This window comes from Ruegeria sp. AP12, from assembly GCF_056540025.1.
Genome location: NZ_JBQFVZ010000001.1, coordinates 1,178,849 through 1,199,244, shown reverse-complemented (window position 1 = coordinate 1,199,244; position 20,396 = coordinate 1,178,849). Strand labels below are relative to the sequence as shown.

The 20,396-nt window shown below is 58.3% G+C and carries 23 protein-coding genes; 16 read left to right on the top strand and 7 right to left on the bottom strand.

The window, feature by feature from the left end; genetic code table 11:
• Window positions 1-76: 76 nt before the first annotated feature.
• The 3 genes from ACR0E6_RS05995 to ACR0E6_RS05985 are packed head-to-tail and all read left to right on the top strand — an operon-like array spanning window position 77 to window position 3,759.
• The gene (locus ACR0E6_RS05995; RefSeq protein WP_480581599.1) at window positions 77-739 is read left to right on the top strand and encodes a class I SAM-dependent methyltransferase; all 663 of its coding nucleotides are present in this window, start codon (window positions 77-79) and stop codon (window positions 737-739) included.
• A gap of 31 nt (window positions 740-770) precedes the next feature.
• Window positions 771-1,826 (top strand): glycosyltransferase family 2 protein, encoded by a 1,056-nt coding sequence (locus tag ACR0E6_RS05990; RefSeq protein ID WP_480581597.1) that lies wholly within the window; start codon window positions 771-773, stop codon window positions 1,824-1,826.
• Window positions 1,827-1,851: 25 nt separating this feature from the next.
• Window positions 1,852-3,759 (top strand): ATP-grasp fold amidoligase family protein, encoded by a 1,908-nt coding sequence (locus tag ACR0E6_RS05985; protein WP_170621636.1) that lies wholly within the window; start codon window positions 1,852-1,854, stop codon window positions 3,757-3,759.
• A 10-nt stretch (window positions 3,760-3,769) separates the two neighbouring features.
• On the opposite strand, the gene ACR0E6_RS05980 is transcribed toward ACR0E6_RS05985, so the two are convergent.
• Window positions 3,770-4,075 carry a DUF6476 family protein gene (locus ACR0E6_RS05980; RefSeq protein WP_170451397.1) on the bottom strand — a complete coding sequence of 102 codons (306 nt, stop codon included), beginning with the start codon at window positions 4,073-4,075 and terminating at the stop codon, window positions 3,770-3,772.
• Between ACR0E6_RS05980 and ACR0E6_RS05975 the strand changes: the two genes are divergently transcribed.
• The 4 genes from ACR0E6_RS05975 (at window position 4,074) to ACR0E6_RS05960 (ending at window position 7,609) form a co-directional block, all read left to right on the top strand.
• Window positions 4,074-5,108 carry an RluA family pseudouridine synthase gene (locus tag ACR0E6_RS05975; protein WP_480581594.1) on the top strand — a complete coding sequence of 345 codons (1,035 nt, stop codon included), beginning with the start codon at window positions 4,074-4,076 and terminating at the stop codon, window positions 5,106-5,108. The two genes, ACR0E6_RS05980 and ACR0E6_RS05975, sit on opposite strands and share 2 nt — an antisense overlap.
• A 146-nt stretch (window positions 5,109-5,254) precedes the next feature.
• Complete coding sequence (gene rpoH / locus ACR0E6_RS05970; RefSeq protein WP_170451393.1) at window positions 5,255-6,151, top strand: RNA polymerase sigma factor RpoH; 897 nt, start codon at window positions 5,255-5,257, stop codon at window positions 6,149-6,151.
• Between the two features lie 144 nt (window positions 6,152-6,295).
• Window positions 6,296-7,270, top strand: coding sequence for a Gfo/Idh/MocA family protein (locus ACR0E6_RS05965; protein WP_480581592.1), 975 nt, complete (start codon window positions 6,296-6,298; stop codon window positions 7,268-7,270).
• A 69-nt stretch (window positions 7,271-7,339) separates the two neighbouring features.
• Window positions 7,340-7,609, top strand: a complete 270-nt coding sequence (locus ACR0E6_RS05960; RefSeq protein WP_170451390.1) for a DksA/TraR family C4-type zinc finger protein — start codon at window positions 7,340-7,342, stop codon at window positions 7,607-7,609.
• A gap of 80 nt (window positions 7,610-7,689) precedes the next feature.
• Here ACR0E6_RS05960 and ACR0E6_RS05955 read toward each other — a convergent pair whose 3' ends face one another.
• Both ACR0E6_RS05955 and ACR0E6_RS05950 read right to left on the bottom strand, forming a co-directional pair.
• Complete coding sequence (locus ACR0E6_RS05955; protein ID WP_480581590.1) at window positions 7,690-8,079, bottom strand: ectoine synthase; 390 nt, start codon at window positions 8,077-8,079, stop codon at window positions 7,690-7,692.
• 17 nt (window positions 8,080-8,096) lie between these two features.
• Entirely contained in the window at window positions 8,097-8,846 is a 750-nt protein-coding gene (locus ACR0E6_RS05950) for an SDR family oxidoreductase (RefSeq protein WP_480581588.1), read from the bottom strand.
• A gap of 116 nt (window positions 8,847-8,962) precedes the next feature.
• Between ACR0E6_RS05950 and ACR0E6_RS05945 the strand changes: the two genes are divergently transcribed.
• Entirely contained in the window at window positions 8,963-9,841 is an 879-nt protein-coding gene (locus ACR0E6_RS05945) for a LysR substrate-binding domain-containing protein (protein WP_480581586.1), read from the top strand.
• A gap of 68 nt (window positions 9,842-9,909) precedes the next feature.
• Here ACR0E6_RS05945 and ACR0E6_RS05940 read toward each other — a convergent pair whose 3' ends face one another.
• The 3 genes from ACR0E6_RS05940 to ACR0E6_RS05930 all read right to left on the bottom strand — a co-directional run bounded on the left by ACR0E6_RS05940 (window position 9,910) and on the right by ACR0E6_RS05930 (window position 13,078).
• A complete protein-coding gene (locus tag ACR0E6_RS05940; RefSeq protein ID WP_480581584.1) occupies window positions 9,910-11,730 on the bottom strand; it encodes a M3 family oligoendopeptidase in 1,821 nt (606 codons plus the stop codon).
• A 98-nt stretch (window positions 11,731-11,828) separates the two neighbouring features.
• Window positions 11,829-12,788, bottom strand: coding sequence for an alpha/beta hydrolase (locus tag ACR0E6_RS05935; protein WP_170734554.1), 960 nt, complete (start codon window positions 12,786-12,788; stop codon window positions 11,829-11,831).
• A complete protein-coding gene (locus ACR0E6_RS05930; RefSeq protein WP_170451378.1) occupies window positions 12,788-13,078 on the bottom strand; it encodes an SCP2 sterol-binding domain-containing protein in 291 nt (96 codons plus the stop codon). The genes ACR0E6_RS05935 and ACR0E6_RS05930 overlap by 1 nt, the downstream gene beginning before the upstream one ends.
• A 30-nt stretch (window positions 13,079-13,108) precedes the next feature.
• Between ACR0E6_RS05930 and ACR0E6_RS05925 the strand changes: the two genes are divergently transcribed.
• From ACR0E6_RS05925 to ACR0E6_RS05890, 8 genes are all read left to right on the top strand, one after another.
• Window positions 13,109-13,717 (top strand): tetratricopeptide repeat protein, encoded by a 609-nt coding sequence (locus ACR0E6_RS05925; RefSeq protein ID WP_170517983.1) that lies wholly within the window; start codon window positions 13,109-13,111, stop codon window positions 13,715-13,717.
• 22 nt (window positions 13,718-13,739) lie between these two features.
• Entirely contained in the window at window positions 13,740-16,553 is a 2,814-nt protein-coding gene (locus ACR0E6_RS05920) for a helicase-related protein (protein WP_480581581.1), read from the top strand.
• A 90-nt stretch (window positions 16,554-16,643) separates the two neighbouring features.
• Window positions 16,644-16,835 (top strand): hypothetical protein, encoded by a 192-nt coding sequence (locus ACR0E6_RS05915; RefSeq protein ID WP_170451372.1) that lies wholly within the window; start codon window positions 16,644-16,646, stop codon window positions 16,833-16,835.
• Between the two features lie 6 nt (window positions 16,836-16,841).
• Entirely contained in the window at window positions 16,842-17,147 is a 306-nt protein-coding gene (locus ACR0E6_RS05910; protein ID WP_170630239.1) for a hypothetical protein, read from the top strand.
• Between the two features lie 8 nt (window positions 17,148-17,155).
• Window positions 17,156-17,524 (top strand): RNA-binding S4 domain-containing protein, encoded by a 369-nt coding sequence (locus ACR0E6_RS05905; protein ID WP_480581579.1) that lies wholly within the window; start codon window positions 17,156-17,158, stop codon window positions 17,522-17,524.
• 66 nt (window positions 17,525-17,590) lie between these two features.
• Entirely contained in the window at window positions 17,591-17,929 is a 339-nt protein-coding gene (gene fdxA, locus ACR0E6_RS05900) for a ferredoxin FdxA (RefSeq protein WP_170451366.1), read from the top strand.
• Between the two features lie 284 nt (window positions 17,930-18,213).
• Window positions 18,214-18,729: a CarD family transcriptional regulator gene (locus ACR0E6_RS05895; protein ID WP_170451364.1), complete on the top strand. Its 516-nt coding sequence runs from the start codon at window positions 18,214-18,216 to the stop codon at window positions 18,727-18,729.
• A gap of 118 nt (window positions 18,730-18,847) precedes the next feature.
• Window positions 18,848-19,609, top strand: coding sequence for a potassium channel family protein (locus tag ACR0E6_RS05890; protein WP_480581576.1), 762 nt, complete (start codon window positions 18,848-18,850; stop codon window positions 19,607-19,609).
• Here ACR0E6_RS05890 and cobS read toward each other — a convergent pair.
• Entirely contained in the window at window positions 19,606-20,370 is a 765-nt protein-coding gene (gene cobS, locus ACR0E6_RS05885; protein WP_480581574.1) for an adenosylcobinamide-GDP ribazoletransferase, read from the bottom strand. The genes ACR0E6_RS05890 and cobS overlap by 4 nt on opposite strands.
• Between the last annotated feature and the right edge of the window lie 26 nt (window positions 20,371-20,396).

The window sequence follows — 20,396 nt, the reverse complement described above, 5'->3', positions numbered from 1 at the left end:
TGGCGTGGTAGCCATTGCTCAATGAACAAAGCGGGTTCTGTGTGTGACTGAAACCCGTCTGCCAAGTGAGGTCGAGATGTCAAACGAACCCAAGGTCATAGGTGCAGCACCCGGAAGCCCGCTGAAACCGAAGGCGGACAAGGCGACCAAGCGCAAGAATTCGAAAGAGGCCATCCGTCGGACCTTTCTCTCAAGGCTGCCCAAGGGTGGCGTCGCGGTTGAGATTGGCGTCTGGCAGGGCGAGTTCTCTCCGACCATTCTGAAACTGATCGAGCCAAGTCAGTTGTTCCTGATCGACCCGTGGAAGCACATTGGCGAAGAATCCCATACCACCGCCTTTGTCGGCCGGACCGAAGACGAAAAGATGGAGGCGATCTTCCAAAAGGTCGTGAAGGCGTTCGAGGCCGAGATCGAAGAGGGCAAGGTTGGCATCATTCGCGATTTCTCGGTTCCCGCCCTGGAACTGTTTGACGAAGAGAGTATCTCGTTCGCCTATGTCGATGGCGATCATTCCTACGAGGGTGTCTCGGCAGATCTGGCCGCGCTGTTCCCCAAGATGAAGATCGGCGGCATCATGGCGTTTGATGACTATCACCGCCGTGGCTGGTGGGGGGACGGGGTGATCCGTGCCGTGAACGAATTCCTGGGCCAGTACCCGCGCCACCTGCGTATCCGGGCCATCGCAGGCGCACAGATCGCGATCGAGAAGATCAAGCCTCAGGATGATAGCAAAGGCTGATCTGACCCAGTTTTGAGACCGAGCGTATCAGATGCAAAACCCTGAAAAAATCGTCATCACTGCCATGAAGAACGAGGGGCCTTACATTCTTGAATGGGTGGCCCATCACAAGGTGCTTGGCTTTGACAGGATTATTGTCTACACCAACGATTGCTCGGACGGGACAAACCGTATCCTGCGACGGCTGCAAGAGCTCGGGCATGTCGAGTTTCGCCGCAACCGGGTCGGCGTCGGAGGGATTCACCGGTCTGCCCTTCGGCAGGCGCGTCGATTGCCGGTGGTGAAAGAGGCGAAGTGGATCTATGTCTGCGATGCTGACGAGTTTCTGAATATCCATGTCGGGAACCACAAGGTCGACGACCTGATCGAGGCGACCCCGGATGTGGATGTTATCTCGATCCCGTGGAAGATATTCTCGAACAATGGTCGTCATGTGTTGCGGGATTCTCCGGTCACGGCGCAGTTTCTTGACGGCGAACTGGATTTTGAACAGGGCGGGGCCGGGCGGCGATTTGTAAAGTCGATCTTCCGGCAGGGGGAGTTTTACAACCGCTTCGGTCTGCACAACCCGCATCCCAGGCCCGAGTTCCAGTCCAGCGTGTTCCGCTCTGTGGCGGGTGGGCACGCAAGGGAACCCGCGCCCTTCGGAAACCACGTCTCGCCGCCGTTTGGCTTTGAGGTCGCGCAGATCAACCACTATGCCGTGCGCTCGACCCAAGCATATCTGGCAAAACGCAGCCGCGGCCGGGCGAACCATTCGTCTCAGACCCTTGGAACCGAATACTGGGATCGCTGGAACCGAGGTGGATCGCGCGATGAAACCATTCTGTGCTATCAGGATGAAACGGCAGAGATGCTGAAGCAGTTCAAATCGGACGAGGTGCTGCAGCGGTTGCATCGCAGGGCGTTTCGCTGGCACAAAGACCTTATTTCCGACCTTATGAAGGTTCCGGATTATAATGAACTGTATCAACGGCTTGTGGAGCGACCCGCAGCCAGCTTTGTTGAACAGGATCGTGGCGTACGCGAGCGCGTCAGAAGCGAACCTTTGCCGCGCCCGTCTGATCAAAATCAACCGGATATGTGATTAAAGACCCCGGAGAATCGAATTAATGGTTGTCGACAACAAGCTTCCGACGGTTGGAATGCTCTGGCTGGAAGGACCGCTGAGTTTTCTCGAGCAGATGTGCCTGCTGTCCTTTGTGGCGAACGGACACAAAGTGGTGCTGTTCCACTATGGCGAGGTCGAAAACGTACCCGAAGGTATCGAGCTGGTGTCGGCAAATGAAATTCACGAGCCGCAGCAATTCATCATGAACAACCAGTTCAAAACTCCGGTCCCGCAGTCGGATATCTTCCGGCTGCAACTTATGAAGAAAACCGATTTTCTGTGGTGCGATACGGATGTAATCTCGCTGGCCCCGATCCCGAAAGCGGATCATATTTTTGGGTATTTCAACAATACCACGATCTGCAACGCGATCATGCGGTTGCCATCTGACAGTCCGGCATTGCGGGGTTACACTGAATACAGCCTTGATCCGTTCCCGATCCGCCCGTGGATCGAGGGTGAAGAGCGGGAAGAGCTGGAACGCCAGAAACGCACCGGTGAGCTGCCTCATGCGTCGGAACAAGCGCACAGTGTGTATGGGCCAGGCGTGCTGACATGGTTCCTGAGGCACCATGGTGAGATTGAACACGCGAGCCCTGTTTCGGTTTTCTATCCCCTTCCGTTCCGGCACACGGGGCAGGCGAACGATATTTCCGCGCGCGAGTTCCGACGGAAGTATCTAACGGACGAAACCCTTGCTGTGCATCTTTGGGGCCGTCGGATGCGGTGGTGGATCGCCAAAGGAATTAACCGTCATTCGTTTTTGGATCGGCGATTGCGGGGATTGGGCATCCGCCCGGCGGATGCGCCTTTGCCGAGAAAGGGCAAGGGCGCTCCGAAGAAGATCGTGTTTCCGGGTGACCTGCCTGAACTGCGCATCAGCAAGGAAGAGATCAGTGCATCCACCAAAGGTGTTATGTCCGTTGCGCAGGTTTCCAATTCGGAACAGTATCTTAAGGTCGCTCAGCTTGAACTGGACAAGATCAGAGAGCGCGGTCTCTACGGTGTGAACAGCGAGCCGCGCGCAGGACACCGACGGGGCTGGGATCATTATCAAAGCGACGTGTCCCGCATGCATGCCTTGTCGATGTCCTTATCGCGCTTTGCCAACAACCAGCGCTATTTGCCGGACTTGTCCAACCCGAAGACCGTGACGGAAAAACTGTTGGTCATGAAGCTGTTTGCCGAGATGCCGGTTGTCTCTGCCGCGGATAAGCTGACTGCTGAAAGATATGTGCCGGACACCGCCAGACATCTTCTAACCCCTGTCAAACGGTACTGGAATTCACCAACGCCAGAGTTGCCGGCGGATATTGATCTGGAACCGGGTAGCTATTGGCTAAAGTGCAACAATGGTCAGGGTCAAAATCATCGTATGACCTGGCCCATGACCGCCGAAGAACATGATCTGGCCAACGAAAAGCTTGTCAACTGGAGCAAAAAGCCGGTCCCGCACGGATATTGGGCGGCCGAATGGTGGTATTCGACCATAGACACGCAATATTTCATCGAAGAAGACCTTGCCGCCGAAGGCGAGGATATCATCGACTGGAAATTCTGGGTTGTCGCCGGGCGGGTGCAGCTTGTTCAGGTCGACCGGGATCGGTCTCGTGGGCATGTGCAGATGATCCATGACCGGGACTTCAACTTCATTCCCAAAGAGTTGTATTTCAAAACCAGTGAAGACACCGAGCCAAGGCCCGAACGGTTTGACGACATGGTTCAAATCGCCGAAGCGATTGGTCAGCGGGTCGAATTTGCGCGGGTGGATCTCTATGCGATTGGCGACAAGATTTACCTTGGTGAAATCACGCTCTGCCCCTTTGGCGGCAAGCGTCAGATGCGCACGCCCGAGTTGGACGCGCAGTTGGGCGAGGCGTGGACGGGGACACGTTTGTTCCCGACCTAAAATCGCGGGTTTATTCGACCGTGATTTCCTGACGCAACCGGCCAGTTGTCTTGTCGAAAATCAGAATGCGATTGTCATCGGTCACCACCGCGTACCAGTTGTTGCCAATCGTGACCGACTGCGCCCTTGCACCATCGGGCAATTCGACCTGATCGGGCAGGGTGGGGGTGCGGTCCGTTAAGCGGATGACAATCAGTGCGAATGTCACTAGAACCCCGCCAATCATCACCGCGGTCAGCAGCATGACCATGCGCCGCAGCAATCGCAGTTGCGGCGTCTCTTGCGGTTCGTCTTGGGGGTCGGAAGGAACAGTCATGGGCACCCGCCAGATAGAGTTTCAGATTGCGGCCGATCCGCCGCCTCGTCTTGATAAGGCGCTTTCGCGGGATGTGCCAGCCGATGAGAACCTGTCGCGCACCCGTTTGGCGCGTTTGATTGAAGAGGGCGCGGTGTCCATTGACGGGGCCACGATTCTCGATCCGAAATACAAAGTAACCGAAGGTGCCGCGGTGGCCATCACCGTCGCCGAAGCCGAAGACAGCCATATCGGCCCCGAGGATATTCCGCTGCAGGTTGTCTATGAGGACGCAGACCTGATCGTGATCAACAAACCGGCGGGCATGGTGGTGCACCCGGCGCCGGGTTCGCCCAACGGCACGTTGGTCAATGCGTTGCTGCATCATTGCGGCAAGGACCTTTCCGGGGTTGGTGGCGTCAAACGCCCCGGCATCGTTCATAGAATAGATAAAGAAACCAGCGGGTTGCTGGTCGTCGCTAAATCAGATGCAGCACATCACGGGCTGGCCGCTCAGTTCGAGGCGCACAGCGTCGAGCGTTATTACCGCGCCATCTGCTATGGGGTGCCCGATGCCAATGATCCACGGTTGCGCGGGGTGAAGGGGGTAAGCTTCGAACCCGGCAACATCATGCGTTTGACGACTCAGTTGGCGCGACACAAGACGGATCGGCAAAGACAGGCTGTGCTGTTCCATGGCGGGCGGCACGCCGTTACGCGGGCACGGGTCGTCGAGACGTTTGGCGCTCCTGCAGGGCTGGCATTGATCGAATGCTGGCTGGAAACCGGTCGGACACATCAGATCAGGGTTCACATGGCCCATGCCGGGCACGGGCTGGTCGGAGATCCGGTCTATGGCGGCAAGCGCAAACTGGCGACCAAAGCCTTTAGCCCGACGACTGCCGAGGCCGTGCGCGCCTTCCCCCGACAGGCGCTTCATGCCGCTGTTTTGGGCTTTGAACACCCTGTAACGGGCGAAAACCTGCGGTTTGAGGCCGAATTGCCCGCCGACATGCAGAATTTGATCGACACTCTGCGCACACCGCTGACATAATCCGCAAACTGTCGTGAGTAAGGCTTTCTTATCTTTCCTTTACCTAAGCTTAATTCCAAACTGTTAACGGTACCTCTTGAAAGGGGTGGGTTCCTTACCTATCTCCTATGTTAAAGACTTAAACATTTGTCGGAGGGACATCATATATGGCAAATTACGCAAATCTCCCCGCACCGACGCCCGAGGGCGGCCTGAACCGCTATATGCAGGAAATCCGCAAGTTTCCGCTGCTTGAGCCGGAAGAAGAATACATGCTGGCCAAGCGCTGGGTGGAAGAGCAGGACACTGAATCCGCGCATAAAATGGTGACGTCTCACCTGCGTCTGGCGGCCAAAATCGCCATGGGCTATCGCGGCTATGGCCTGCCGCAGGCCGAAGTGATTTCCGAAGCGAACGTGGGCCTGATGCAGGCCGTCAAACGGTTCGACCCAGAAAAGGGCTTCCGCCTTGCCACCTATGCAATGTGGTGGATCCGCGCCTCGATCCAGGAATACATCCTGCGGTCGTGGTCTCTGGTAAAGCTGGGCACGACCTCGGCGCAGAAAAAGCTGTTCTTCAACCTGCGCAAGGCCAAGGCCCGCATTGGTGCGCTGGAAGAGGGCGATCTGCGCCCCGAGAATGTCGCGCAGATTGCCAATGATCTGGGCGTGACCGAAGAGGAAGTGATCAGCATGAACCGCCGCATGTCGGGCGGCGATGCCTCGCTGAACGCGACCGTCGGGTCCGAAGGCGAAGGCACCATGCAATGGCAGGACTGGCTTGAGGATGAAGATGCCGATCAGGCCGGTGATTATGAGGCGCGCGATGAACTGGACGCGCGGCGCGAGTTGCTGGCAGCCGCTTTGGAAGTTCTGAATGATCGTGAGAAGGACATTCTGACTCAACGCCGGTTGATGGATCAGCCCGTTACACTGGAAGAGCTGAGCACACAGTACAATGTCAGCCGCGAACGCATCCGCCAGATCGAGGTGCGCGCCTTTGAAAAGCTGCAGAAGAAGATGCGCGATTTGGCGCGCGAGAAGGGTATGCTCGGCACTGTCTGAACGGGCTGCTTGTGAACAGGATGACCGGCTCAACCCTGTTGGGCCGGTTTTCTTTTGGCTGATCCCGGCGAAACCTGCATGACAGCGCAGCCTTCTGCCGTTAAGTAGAACCCAACTTTGGTTGCGCTAACGGCGGAGGGGGCAATGCAGAAACCGGTTCGATGGGGCGTTCTTGGGGCCTCGAAATTTGCGCGTCAGTATCTGGCCCCGGCGATCCACGCAGCGGACGGTGCGCAGCTTTACGGGCTGGCGACCTCGGATCCTGCGAAGGCCACTCCGTTTCAGGCGTTCTGTCCGGATCTGAACATCTATGACAGTTACGAGGCGATACTGGCAGACCCGCAGATCGATGCGGTTTATATCCCTCTGCCAAACCACCTGCATGTTGAATGGAGCCTGAAGGCGCTGGATGCGGGCAAGCATGTGCTGTGTGAAAAGCCCATGACCATGCGCGCTGATGAGTTCGACGATTTGATTGCCAAACGTGATAAGACAGGTCTGCTGGCGGCTGAGGCTTATATGATCGTCCACCACCCACAGTGGCAGTTGGCCCGCAAGCTTATCGCAGACGGGGCCATTGGCAAACTGGCGCATGTGACCGGCGCGTTCAGCTTTGACAACCGTGCGGACACTGGAAACATCCGCAACAAGGCGGAAACCGGCGGAGGTGGCCTGCGGGATATCGGCGTTTACGTGATCGGCTCGACGCGGTTCGCGACAGGGCAGGAGCCCGTCACCGTTCAATCCGCGATCCGTTGGGAAAACGGGATTGATGCCTTCACCGAGATTCGCGCGCAATTCCCCGACTTCACCTATTCGGCTTATGTCTCGATCCGGATGCACCCGCATCAAGAGATGATGTTTCACGGCGAAGGCGGCGTGATCCGCCTGACCGCCCCGTTCAACGCGCGGGTCTTTGGCGAGGCGCGGGTTGAACTGCACCGTCCGGGGCTGGAGGTTCAGGTCACGCGCTTTCCGGGCGACGATCACTACAAGCTGCAGATCGAGGCGTTTTGTCGATCCGTGCGCGAGGGTGTCGATTACCCGTGCCCGCTGGAATTCTCACGCGGGACGCAGCTGATGATTGATCAGGTGTTTGACGGAGCAGTGGCCCTGTAATTTGCCCCCATAACTTGCCATAGCCGCTGGCTCGGTTATCCTGTCACCCTTCGGAACAGGAGAGGACCCATGGCAGGCGGCTGGGCACGCGACGGTGCGGTAAGTGAACAGATCGAGGCGTCGATTTCTGACGAACTGGCCCGGATGCAGGCGCAAAAGCGACCCGAGGGCGAAAGCCTGACCCATTGTGCGGAGTGCGAAGAACCGATCCCCGAGAAACGTCGCGCCGCGCTGCCGGGTGTGAAGCTGTGTCTGGAGTGCCAGCAGGAGCGGGACAGCAGTTTCAAGTCGCGCGGCGGGATCAATCGGCGGGGGTCCAAGGATAGCCAGTTAAAGTGACCTGTGTTGTGGCTACTTTGACCCCATCTCAGCCGATGCTGCAATTTGCATAAATCGCGGACCTGCCCGAAACACTGCTGTCAGGATTCATCTAACCCATAACTGCCGTCTTCGCGGTGCACTTCTCGCCCGCTGAGGGGCGGGGTAAAGACGCAGACCAGACGCAGATCACCTTCTGTGGCGCGCAGGATGTGCCGGTCATTCTGATCCAGGGCATACAGGGTAAATGGTTCAAGCGGATGCCAGGTTTCGTCGTTGAACGCCCTGATCTGGCCCTTGCCTTCGATGCAATAACACGCCTCCAGATGATGGGTGTATTCAAGCTCAAGCTCGGCACCCTTCTTGATAATCGTGTCCGTTAGCGTAAAGCCCATGCCGTCAGATGCCAGCAATAGCCGCCGGCTGTTCCACCCCGGGCCGGAAACGTCCCGATCTGTGCCAAGGATATCTTTGAGCGTCTTTACAATCATCTTTCGCCGCCTCGTTGTTATCGTACCGCGCGGTTCATCCCGCCGTCGGACAGTATACTCTGACCATTAATGTATCTGGCCCCCCCGCTGGCGAGAAATACGCAGGCCTGTCCAATCTCCTCGAATGTCGCGGGACGCTGCGCGGGGATTTCCCGGCGGGCCCGTTCGGACAGGTTCACGTTCTCGCAGAATCCCGGCAGCAGATTGTTCATGCGAATGTTGTGCCGTGCATAACGGTCGCCGTAAAGCTTTGAGAAACTGTGCAACGCACCGCGCAGCATGCTCATGGGGTAGGGCGCACGCGGCTCGATCGTGTTCATGGACGAGATGTTCACGAATGCACCGCCGCCCTGTTCGATCAGGATGGGCGTGACGATGCGGGCAATCTTGACGACGTTCAGCACATACATGTCCAGACTTTCGTGCCAAAGCTCATCGCTCAGCTCCAACAGTGGCCCGTCAAAATCAGGATCGAAGCCAACGGTTTTGATGGCTTCCGGCACCGTTCCGCCATGACCCATATTGCTGACGATCGCATCGATCCTGCCATACTTGCTCATGGTATCGTCGATCATTGCCTGCAGATCATCGACATCCAGCACCGAGCCGCGGCGGCCAATGCCCCCAAGCTCTTTGGCCAGTTCCACAGACCGATTGGATGGGGACATCAGCGAGACCTTGTAGCCTGCCTTTGCCATTTCGATGGCGCACCCCCGACCAATGCCTTGTCCGGTCCCTGTCATAAGTGCAACTTTGACGTCAGCCATAGCGTGTCCTTCCCGAGCAAATGTTCTGTGAGGTTTTTTGAGTTAACGGCAGAATAACCCTGCAGGTTTAAGCGGACCTATCGAGTTTATCGGGCATTGCTGTTAGGTTTCCTCACATGACGGAAAACCTCAGACACCTGCGCGCGCTTCAGGCCTTTGACGAAACCGCAACCCATTCGAGCTTGTCCAAGGCGGCGGATGCGCTGAACGTCACGCACGGGGCGATCAGTCGGCAGATCAAACTGCTGGAACTGCATCTGGGTGTGACGCTCTTTCACCGTCGCCCGAATGGCGTTGAACTGACCAAGGCCGGGGAACGCCTGTATCACTCGACACGCGGGGCCTTTTCGGCCTTGCAACTGGGCGTGGCCGAGGTGAAGCGGCTGCATCGCCGCCAGTCGATCACCGTGTCTTTGTCCACGTCGCTGGCGCTCAAATGGCTTGTGCCGCTGCTCGGGTCCTTTCAGCAGGACCATCCGGGGATCGCGTTGTTGCTGGATACAAACGATGCCTTTGCGGATTTCGATACATCCGAGGTCGATGTCGCCCTGCGGTTTGGGGAGCCGGGTTGGGACGGGCTGTATCACGAGCAAATCAGACAAGAAGACCTGATTGTCGTGGCCGCGCCGTCCCTTGTTGGGAAAATGCGCCTGCCGATGCGGCCCGAGGATGTGGCGGACCTGCCTTTATTGCACGATGCCTTCAATGTCGGCTGGGAAAGCTGGGCCGCACAAGTCGGGTTGAACCCTGATCGGATCAATGCGCAGAGCATCAAATACGTGGACAGTGCTGTTTTGTTAGAGGCGGCGATAGACGGGCAAGGCGTGGCGCTGGCCAGACATCTTTTAGCGGAAAGGGATTTGAACCTTGGCCGGTTGATCCGCCTTGATGAAAGCCGTGTTCCTCTGGGTCGCGGGCTCTACTTTGTCTGCCGCCCCGGCGATCAGGAGAGGGTCACGGTGAGAATATTCAAGAAGTGGCTCATGTCCCTTTGATAACCGGGCTCCCATCGAAGCCCGGTTTGTTGCGCAAAGCGTTGTAGGCAGTCCTTTGTAGGACCGCCTTACCCCTCCATCGCTTCCAACTCGTCAATGAAGCCCGAGATCATCGACAGGCCCTTGTCCCAGAACTTCGGATCGCTCGCGTCCAGCCCAAACGGGGCCAGCAATTCCTTGTGGTGTTTTGATCCACCAGCGCGCAGCATCTCGAAATACTTGTCCTCGAACCCCTCGGCACCGCTTTCGTAAACGGAATAGAGCGCGTTCACGAGGCCGTCGCCAAAGGCATAGGCGTAGACGTAGAAGGGTGAGTGAACAAAGTGGGGGATATAGGCCCAGAAGGTCTCATACCCTTCCATAAATTCGAATGCCGGACCAAGGCTTTCGGCCTGAACGCTCATCCACAGGGCATTGATGTCATCCGGGGTCAACTCGCCTGCGCGGCGGGCGGCGTGCAGTTTGCATTCGAAGTCGTAGAAGGCGATCTGGCGGACCACCGTGTTGATCATATCCTCGACCTTGCCGGCCAGCAGCACCTTGCGCTGTTCCGGCGTTTCGGCCTGATCCAGCATCTTGCGGAAGGTCAGCATTTCGCCAAACACCGACGCCGTTTCAGCCAATGTCAGCGGCGTGGATGACAGCATCTCACCCTGATCCGCGGCCAGAACCTGATGCACGCCGTGGCCCAGCTCATGCGCCAGGGTCATCACGTCGCGCGGTTTGCCCAGATAGTTCAGCATCACATAAGGATGCACGTCGGTCACGGTTGGATGCGCAAAGGCGCCGGGCGCCTTACCCGGTTTCACCGCTGCATCGATCCAGCCTTTCGAAAAGAAGGGCGAGGCGATCTCTCCCATACGCGGATCAAACGCGTTGTATGCGTCCATCACCGTCTTTTCGGCCTCATCCCATCCAACGATGCGGGTGTCTTCCATCGGCAGGGGCGCGTTGCGGTCCCAGACCTGCATGACGTCCAGACCCAGCCATTTGCGTTTCAACTCATAGTAGCGATGGCTGAGTTTGGGGTAGGCCGCCACGACGGCCTCACGCAGGGCCTCGACCACTTCGGGTTCGACGTCGTTCGACAGATGGCGACCGGTTTGAGCTGTCGGCATGTTGCGCCAGCGGTCTAGGATCTCTTTCTCCTTGGCCTGCGTGTTGTGCACACGGGCGAAGGTTTTGATGTTGTCCTGAAATACGCTAGCCAGTTCGCGCGCCGCCGCCTCGCGTTTGCTGCGGTCCTGTTCGGTCAGCAGGTTCAGGGTGCCTTCGATATTCAGCTCTTCGCCATCGACGGTAAAGGTCAGCCCGGCGATGGTTTCGTCGAACAGGCGTTCCCATGCGTCACCGACGACGCCCAGATCGTGCAGAAACTTTTCCAACTCGTCGGACAGTTGATAGGGTTTCATCGCGCGGATGCGCCGGAAGACCGGCTCGTACCGGGCCAGATCGGCATTGGCGTCGAAATGCCCCTTCAGCACATCGTCGTCGATGCGGTTAAGTTCCAGCGTGAAGAAGACCAGCGGAGTGGTGAAGATCGTGATCTTCTCCTGCATGTCCGACAGGAATTTGGCGCGGTCGGCATCGGTGGTCAGCTGGTAATAGCGCAAGCCCGCGAAGGACATGATCCGCCCGGCGATCGAGTTGATCTTTTCGTTGCGCAGCACGCAGGTCAGCAGGCCGTTGGCGTCCAGTTCGGCCAGCTTGCCCTCATAATCCGCAGCAAAAGACGCACATTCGCCTTCCAGCCATCCCAGATCGCGATCCAGCTCGGGCGCGTCTTCTGCGGTGTAGAGATCGCTCAGATCCCATTCCGGCAGGTTGCCCAGATTGTCGGCACCGCCGACGGCATTCGCATCACGGACGGGAAAGGGAAGGTCGCGCATAGATCACCTTTTGAAGACTGCTTTGGCAAACATCTAGGGCTGGCGCGCGGGGATCACAAGCGGCCAGTTTGCACACGGGCGATCAATACAAGTGGGGGCTAGGGTGTACCGTTGGATTGATTGGCCAGAAAATGCGCCGCGAGTTGGTCCAGAACCGGTCCGCGCACGTCGGGGGCCTCCATCAGAACCTCGTGTTCGCCATCCGGTATCTCGACCAGCTTCCCGTTGGGCCAGTTGGCCATACGCGCACGGATTGCCTTGCGATCCACGATCTGTTCGTGACTGCCCAAAAAAGTCAGGCAGGCTGTGTCCGGGGCAGGCTGATCCATCAACCAGGCGCATTCGTCCAGTGACTCGCGCAGCCACAGGTTTGACGGTGCGCCAAGCGACAGTTCGGGATGCGCCTCTAGCTGATCCTGCATCATCTTGTACATGACCGGATCACGGGTCAGAACGTTGCCTTCGAACGGTTGCGTCAACACATAGCTGTCCAGCGAGGTTGTCGGCGGCGTCCGTTCGCCCAGCCCAAGGGCCGTTCCCCAATACGCGGTTACACGGCTGAGCGGTTTCATGATCGGCGTGAAGAAAATGCCCCACATAGGCCCCGTGAAGGCGCACGCGGCAAAGCAATTCTTCTCGATCACAGCACGCAGGCCAATGGCACCGCCCATCGAGTGGCCGATGACATACCAGGGTTTCGGCAGGTCAAGCTGTGTCGCCAGATCCAAAACCGCAGTCACATCGTGCTGATAGTCCGGGAAGTGGTCCACATGACCCACACGCGGGTTGTCCAGCAGGCGATCCGCCAGACCTTGGCCGCGCCAGTCGACGGCAAGCATGGCAAAACCGCGTTCTGCGAACTCACCCGCTGTGCTGCCGTATTTCTCGATATATTCCGTTCGGCCCGGAAACATGAAGACCGTGCCGTGCGTATCGCCTTCGGGCCGCCAATGGCCCACGCGGATACGCTTTTGATCTGCTGTGTGCAGCCAATGGGCCGCACCACCAGCAGGACCGCCGGCCACATCTTCGAACAAGGGGGCCGGCGACAACTCCATCAGGCCAGCACCGAGGCAAGTTTCATGGCAATACCCATGTCACCATCCACGCTCAGCTTGCCGGACATGAACGCGCCCGTCGGGTTCAATTCACCGCTGAGGATTTGTTCGAACGTATCAGCATCGGCGGTCAGGGTCACATCTGCGTCTTCATCGCTGACGCGTGCGCCGTCTGCATCCAGAACGATGGCGCCGTGCTCGGCAATCGCAAACTTGGCCGAGGCGTCAAACGCGCCACCCGACAGTTTTTCGTTCAGTGCGGCTGCCGCCTTTTCAAGAATCTCGCTCATGGTGTTCCTCATTTTGTTAGTGCGCCGTGAATGGACATCCGCGGTCGCAACGCTACACTGACGATTGTTATGGGCATTGCAATGATCAATCTCAAAGGTACCGTTGCGGCACTTGCCGTCCTAGTCATGTTTTCCGGAGTTTCTGCCGCTCAGCAGGCCGATTCCCGGGATGAATCGCAGTTGCTGCAACAATTGGCGCAATCAACGCCCGAGCAGGCCATTGGCCTTGACCGGCAGTTGCAGGCGCTGTGGTCGCAATCGGGGTCGGCCTCGGCGGATCTGCTGCTGGAACGCGGGCGCGACGCGTTGGATGAGGGCGACGTTGACGCAGCTATCGAGCATCTGACCGCTCTGACGGATCACGCACCCGATTTCGCGGAAGGCTGGCATCTGCGCGCCTCGGCGTTTTTTGGGCTTGAACGGTTCGGTATGGCTGCCGCCGATCTGGAATATGCCCTGACTCTGAACCCCAACAATTACGAAGCGATCTATGGTCTGGGTCTGATTTTTGAGATCGTTGGAAAGCCCGAACAGGCATTCGATGCCTATTCGCGCGCGCTGGCTATACATCCGCACCACGAAGAAGTAACCAATGCCGTGAATCGACTGAAGCCTCAGGTCGAGGGCTCAGCGCTCTGACGAACCGGGGCAGGGGGCAAAGGTGAGCGGGTCATCCCGAATAGTGGCCGTACTTGGCCCGACAAACACAGGCAAAACCCATTACGCGATCGAACGCATGCTGGGGCACCGCACCGGTGTCATCGGTCTGCCGTTGCGCCTGCTGGCGCGCGAGGTCTATGACAAGATCGTCGCCGTTCGTGGCCCCTCGGTTGTGGCGCTGGTCACGGGCGAGGAACGGATCGTGCCACCGCGCGCGCAGTATTGGGTCTGCACCGTCGAGGCGATGCCCGAGGGCATGGGGGCCGATTTCGTGGCCATCGACGAAATCCAGCTTTGCGCCGACCCCGAACGTGGCCATGTGTTCACCGACCGCCTGCTGCGCGCGCGTGGCACCAATGAGACGCTGTTTCTGGGCTCGGACACCATGCGCGGGCCAATTGCGGCGCTGGTCCCCGAGGCGCAGTTTGTCCGCCGCGAACGCATGTCGCAGCTGGTCTATGCCGGGTCCAAGAAAATAAGCCGGATGCCCGCGCGCAGCGCCATTGTCGGCTTTTCGGTCGATAACGTCTATGCCATCGCCGAGCTTTTGCGCCGCCAAAAGGGCGGGGCGGCTGTGGTCATGGGCGCGCTCAGCCCACGTACGCGGAACGCTCAGGTAGAACTCTATCAAAATGGCGAGGTTGATTATCTGGTCGCCACAGACGCCATTGGCATGGGCCTCAATCTGGACGTGAACCATGTGGCGTTTTCGTCCCTGACCAAATTCGACGGCCGCCGGATGCGCCCGCTTGCGCCGAATGAGCTGGCGCAGATCGCAGGCCGGGCAGGGCGCGGTATGTCCGACGGCACCTTTGGCGTGACCGGAGAGGCCCCGCCGCTGGACGAAGGCGTTGCGCAGGCGATCATGGACAGCCGTTTCACGCCGATGAAAAAGCTGAACTGGCGGAATGCCGCTTTGCGTTTTGGTTCCATCGACGCGCTGATCGACTCGCTTGAGGTCAGCCCGAATGACGAACACCTGATCAAGGCGCGGCCTGCCGACGACCTGAACGTGCTCAAGTCGCTGTCGCAAGTGACCGAAGTGGCGGCCCGCGCCAGTGATGGTCCGTCGATCCGCATGCTGTGGGATGTCTGCCGAATCCCCGATTTCCGCGGCATCAGCCACGCGGAACATGCCAGCCTGCTTGAAGTCATCTATGGCCACCTGCACGAACGCGGCGGCATCCCCGACGACTTCATGGCGCGGCAAATCCGCCGGATTGACCGAACCGACGGCGATATCGATGCATTGTCCAAAAGGTTGGTATATATTCGCACCTGGACATATGTTGCGCAACGAAACAACTGGGTACGCGACGAATCGCATTGGCGTGATGAGACGCGCACTGTAGAAGACAGGCTGTCGGACGCTCTGCATGACCGTCTGACCCAACGATTTGTGGACCGGCGTACATCCGTATTGCTGCGCCGGCTCAAACAGAAGGAGGCCCTTTTGGCCGAAGTAAATGACAAGGGTGAAGTGACCGTCGAAGGCGAATTCGTCGGTCGTCTGGAAGGGTTCCGGTTCTCGCCGGACAAAAGCGCGCAAGGGACCGAGGCGAAAGCTTTGAAATCGGCGTCCTTGCAAGCACTCGCGCCGCAATTCCATCTGCGTGCCGACCGCTTCTACAACGCGCCCGATACCGAGATTGATTTTACCGATCAGGGTGGCCTGATGTGGGGCGAATATGCTGTCGGCAAACTGGTTGCCGGGGCAGACCCCCTGAAACCCGTGGTCGAGGTTTTTGTGGATGAGGCCGCAGGCCCCGATGTGGAACAGAAGGTGCAGCGCCGCCTGCAGCATTTCATCGACCGCAAGGTTGCCGCGCTGTTCGAGCCGCTGCTGAACCTGTCGCGGGACGAGGAACTGAGCGGTCTGGCCAAGGGCTTTGCCTTCCGCATGGTCGAGGCGCTGGGCGTGCTGCCCCGCGCGCAGGTCGCGCAAGAGGTCAAGGATCTGGATCAGGACGCCCGTGGCGCGCTGCGCAAGCATGGCATCCGCTTTGGTCAGTTCACCATTTTCATGCCGCTCTTGCTGAAACCCGCACCCACGCGCCTGCGTCTGGTTCTGTGGGCGTTGGCACAGGGCTTGCAGGAGTTTCCGGACGCACCGCCTCCGGGTCTGGTCACCGTGCCCGTCGCCAAGGATGCGCCGCAGGGCTATGACACCATGTGCGGCTACCGCGACGCGGGCGAACGCTCGATCCGGATCGACATGCTGGAACGTCTGGCCGACATGTTGCGTGCCGAGGACAGCCGGGGCGGGTTCGAGGCCAAGCCCGACATGCTGTCGATCACCGGCATGACGCTGGAGCAGTTTGCCGACCTGATGCAGGGGCTGGGCTACAAGGCTGAACGCGGCGAGCGCGAGAAAGTCAAACCGACGCCGGTCGAACAGCCTGCTGAACAGCCAGCGGCAGAAACGACCGAGCAACCCGCCGCCGAAGAAACCCCGGCAGCCGAAGCCGTTGCGGAAGAGATCGTCACACCCGCCGAGGCGTCAGCCGAGGCCACCGACAGCACCGAGGCGGCAGCCGAGGCACCCGCGTCAGATGAACCCGAGGTCGAGGTCTTCTACACCTTCACCTGGGGTCGCCAGCGCCAGCAATCCCGTGGCCCGCGCCGCGAGCAAGGGCAGGGCAAGGGCAAACCGCGCGGCAAGCCTCAGGACGGGCGCGGAAAGCCGCAGGGCAAGAAGGGCGGCAAGCCGCAAGGCTCCAAGACCTTCTCGTCGCGGCCTCCGAAAAAGGAAAAGGCCATCGATCCCGATAACCCGTTCGCAGCCGCGCTGATGGGTCTGAAGGACGGCAACTGATCGTTATCCAGCCTTTGGCGTTTTTTCTTGCAGGTTTCCAGAGGGTTCCTATATCATAAAGGCCAGATGGATTTGAGGTGGAATAGCGATATGCCCGCTCAAAGTAAGAAAGTTAAAAAGAAGTTCTCCTCCCGCGACATGATCGTTAACGGGGGGGTTCCCGCTTTGGGCGCGTGTGCGGCAGTTTTGGCTGTTTCCGGCCCGATGGCGCTGGCGGTTTTACTGGGTGCGGCTGCCGGTGTGTCAGGTGTTGTCCTGACAAATGAAATTCCTCAAAAGTAAGACAAAATGCCAAAATCCCTGACGATTTCCCTGGCGGCCGCCTTGATAGGAGTGGCCGTCTACTACTTTTGGACATTCGGGAACGGCGTCACGGAAACCCAAAATGACTTCATTGCCGTCGCGGTGAATTTCTTCAATATATCGGCGATCTTTTGTCTGTTTTTCATTTTGGCAACCTGCGAAAAATCTTCAGCCGAAGAATTTGGCGGGGTCATGCGGGACAATATTTCCACAATCGTTGTGGCATTGTTCATAAATGTGATCATGACCGGCTATGATCTGCTGTTGAAATTCAACTTACTTACACCCTGAAGGTCATCATGACCACTGATACCAAGCTCCGGATCGACAAATGGTTGTGGCAGGCGCGGTTCTTCAAGACCCGCAGCCTGGCCGCCAAACAGGTCAGCGGCGGCCACGTGCGTTTGAACGGAAACCGGGTGCTGAAACCGGCGCAAGCGGTGGCGCCCGGTGATGTTCTGACCTTCCCGCAGGGGCGTATCGTCCGGGTTGTACGCGTCGAAAAGCTGGGCGAACGCCGCGGTCCGGCCCCCGAGGCGCAGACGCTTTACTTCGATATGACGGAAAAACGGGAAAGCCCTCCTGAAAATCCGGGATATGAGGGAAAAGGTCGTCCAACCAAGAAAGATCGCCGCGCGCTTGATCTTTCTCGCACCTCCAAAGGGTGATCCTCTCTTGAAGAGGCGCGCAGACTGAATTAGCTAGACGCCCAAACCGCTAATGGGAATCCCACCATGACCTATGTCGTCACCGAAAACTGCATCGCCTGCAAATACACCGACTGTGTCGAAGTATGCCCGGTGGACTGTTTCTACGAGGGTGAGAATACGCTGGTCATCCACCCCGATGAATGTATCGATTGCGGCGTGTGCGAACCCGAATGCCCCGCCGATGCCATCCGGCCCGATACCGAGCCGGGCATGGAGCAGTGGGTCGAGTTCAACCGCAAGTTCTCGGAACAATGGCCGGTGATCGTCACCAAAAAAGACCCTCTGCCCGGCGCGGAAGAACGGGATGGCGAAGAAGGCAAGATGGAGAAGTATTTCTCCGAAGCTCCTGGCGAGGGCGGCTAAGCGATTCGCCTGAACCGCGTTGGTGTGATTTCAGCGCCAACGCGGGTTAGCCTGTTGAAAACAGGTCGAATAATGAAATTTTACCTTAGGTAAACTTTCGGGTGTCGCATTTTTGTGATATACTCCGATCCTACATGATGACTGAGATTGGGATGTACTCCGTAAGTATGCTCGCTTTGGAGTTCTGATTTTGTGACGAATATGCCGCCAGACGGGGCTGAACCAGACCCCGCTTGTGGCGTTTTGTCGTCTGCGTCCCGGTCCGTAACCAAGGAATAAACTGAATGACAAAGTCGAAAAAGCTTGAGTTCCGCCCCAACGACTATGTTGTCTACCCCGCCCATGGCGTGGGCCAGATCATCTCGATCGAGGAGCAGGACGTCGCGGGTTTCTCGCTCGAGCTGTTTGTCATCTCATTTGAGAAAGACAAGATGACCCTGCGGGTTCCGACCAACAAGGTCACCGAATCCGGTCTGCGGTCGCTCAGCTCGCCTGACGTGATCAGCCAGGCGATGAAGACGCTGAAGGGCAAGGCCAAGGTGAAACGCGCCATGTGGTCGCGCCGGGCGCAGGAATATGAACAAAAGATCAACTCGGGCGATCTGATCTCGATTGCAGAGGTGGTCCGCGACCTGCACCGCACCGACGATCAGCGCGAGCAGAGCTATTCCGAGCGTCAGCTGTACGAAGCCGCGCTTGAGCGTCTGACCCGCGAAGTCGCCGCCGTTTCCGGTGCCGGAGAGATTTCGGCTGCCAAGCAGGTGGATGACGTTTTGACCTCGCGCGCTGCCGCTGCTTAAGTTTGCGACGCTTGAATTGGAAAGGCCGCCCTGGCACCGGGGCGGCCTTTTTCGTTGCTTGGTGGATTTCTGAAAACCGGCTAGTTTTGCTGTAGATGCAAGCAGATACAGGCTCGGGATGAAGCAGACGGTCAAGTTTCTTTACATTGGCAAAGACCCGGTTTCGGTCTGGTTCCGATATGGGCTGATCCTGTTCGACGTGGCGACAATCGTATTTTTTGTCGCCACGGCCCATTTCCCGCATGGGCCATGGGTGACGGCGATCAGCATCATACTTGGCTTGCTGATCATGCTGGATTTTTCGGCCCGGATGTGGATCTCAAAGGACCGGTGGAAGCTGCTGCGCCAGATTTACACGCTGGCCGATATTGTTGTGATCGTATCGCTGGTGCTTGACCCGTTTCTGACAGGCAATCTGGCATTCCTTCGTATCCTCAGGGCCCTGCGTCTGATCCATTCCTATCACCTGCTGCGGGACCTGCGGCGCGACAGCAACTTTTTCCGCACGCATGAAGACGCTGTTATCGCAGCTATCAACCTGCTGGTATTCGTCTTTGCAACCTCGACCGCTGTTCTGGTGTTCTTCATCCCCGAGAACACGTCAAACCCCTATATTGATGCACTGTATTTCACGATGGCGACCCTGACCACGACAGGGTTTGGCGACATCACGCTGTCCACGCCGTGGGGCAAGCTGTTTTCGGTTTTTATCATGGTGGTTGGCGTGGCCTTGTTTGTGCGGCTGGCACAAGCGATCTTCATGCCGCAGAAAGTGCGCCACAAATGCCCCAGCTGTGGCCTGTACCGGCACGACCCGGACGCGGTGCATTGCAAACATTGCGGTTGCACCCTGCACATCAAGACGGGCGGCGTTTCCTAGATCAAAGCGGTCAGGGCGATCAGGAAAGTGATCTCGGCCAGTTGCTGGGACGCGCCCAGAATATCCCCGGTCTGCCCGCCGATCTTGGCTTTGGCGACAAGCGCCAGCCCCGCGGCACCCAACGCCGCGCACAAGGCAGGCAGTAGGAATTGCGCACCGATCAGCAGCAGACCGAAAGCAAGAGCCAAACCCAAGGATATGACAACAGCCACTTGGGTCGGCGCGCCAACAGAATGGCTTAGCCCCGATTGCCGTGCGTTTGGAAGCCCGGCCATCAGAACGGGCATGACAGCGCGTGAAACAACGCAGGCCGCCAAAATACTCCAGACCGCGCCGGCATCCAGAAGGCTTGCGATTGCCGAAATGCGGATCAGTTGCGAGGTGATCAGGGACAACACGCCATAAGTGCCGATCTGGCTGTCCTTCATGATCTCCAGCCGTCGTTCGCGCGTGAACCCGCCCCACAGCCCGTCGAACGTGTCCGCCAACCCGTCCTCGTGCATCGCTCCGGTCGTCATGATCAGGGTTGCCACCAGCAACGCGGCGCAAATGAATGGCGGCACCGAAAGCGTCAGCGCGATCCAGCCGACAAAGCAGGCCAATGCGCCGATCACCAGCCCGACGATGGGAAAGGCCCAAACCGCCTGTGCCTGACGGGCAAATACATGCTTAGGCAAGCGGGGAAGGGGCAGGCGAGTCAGCAGGACCAGCGCCAGCGGTATATCCCGTACGGAAACCGGATTGGTGTCGTTTTTATGCACCCTCGCGCCTTTCGGGGTCTTGTTGG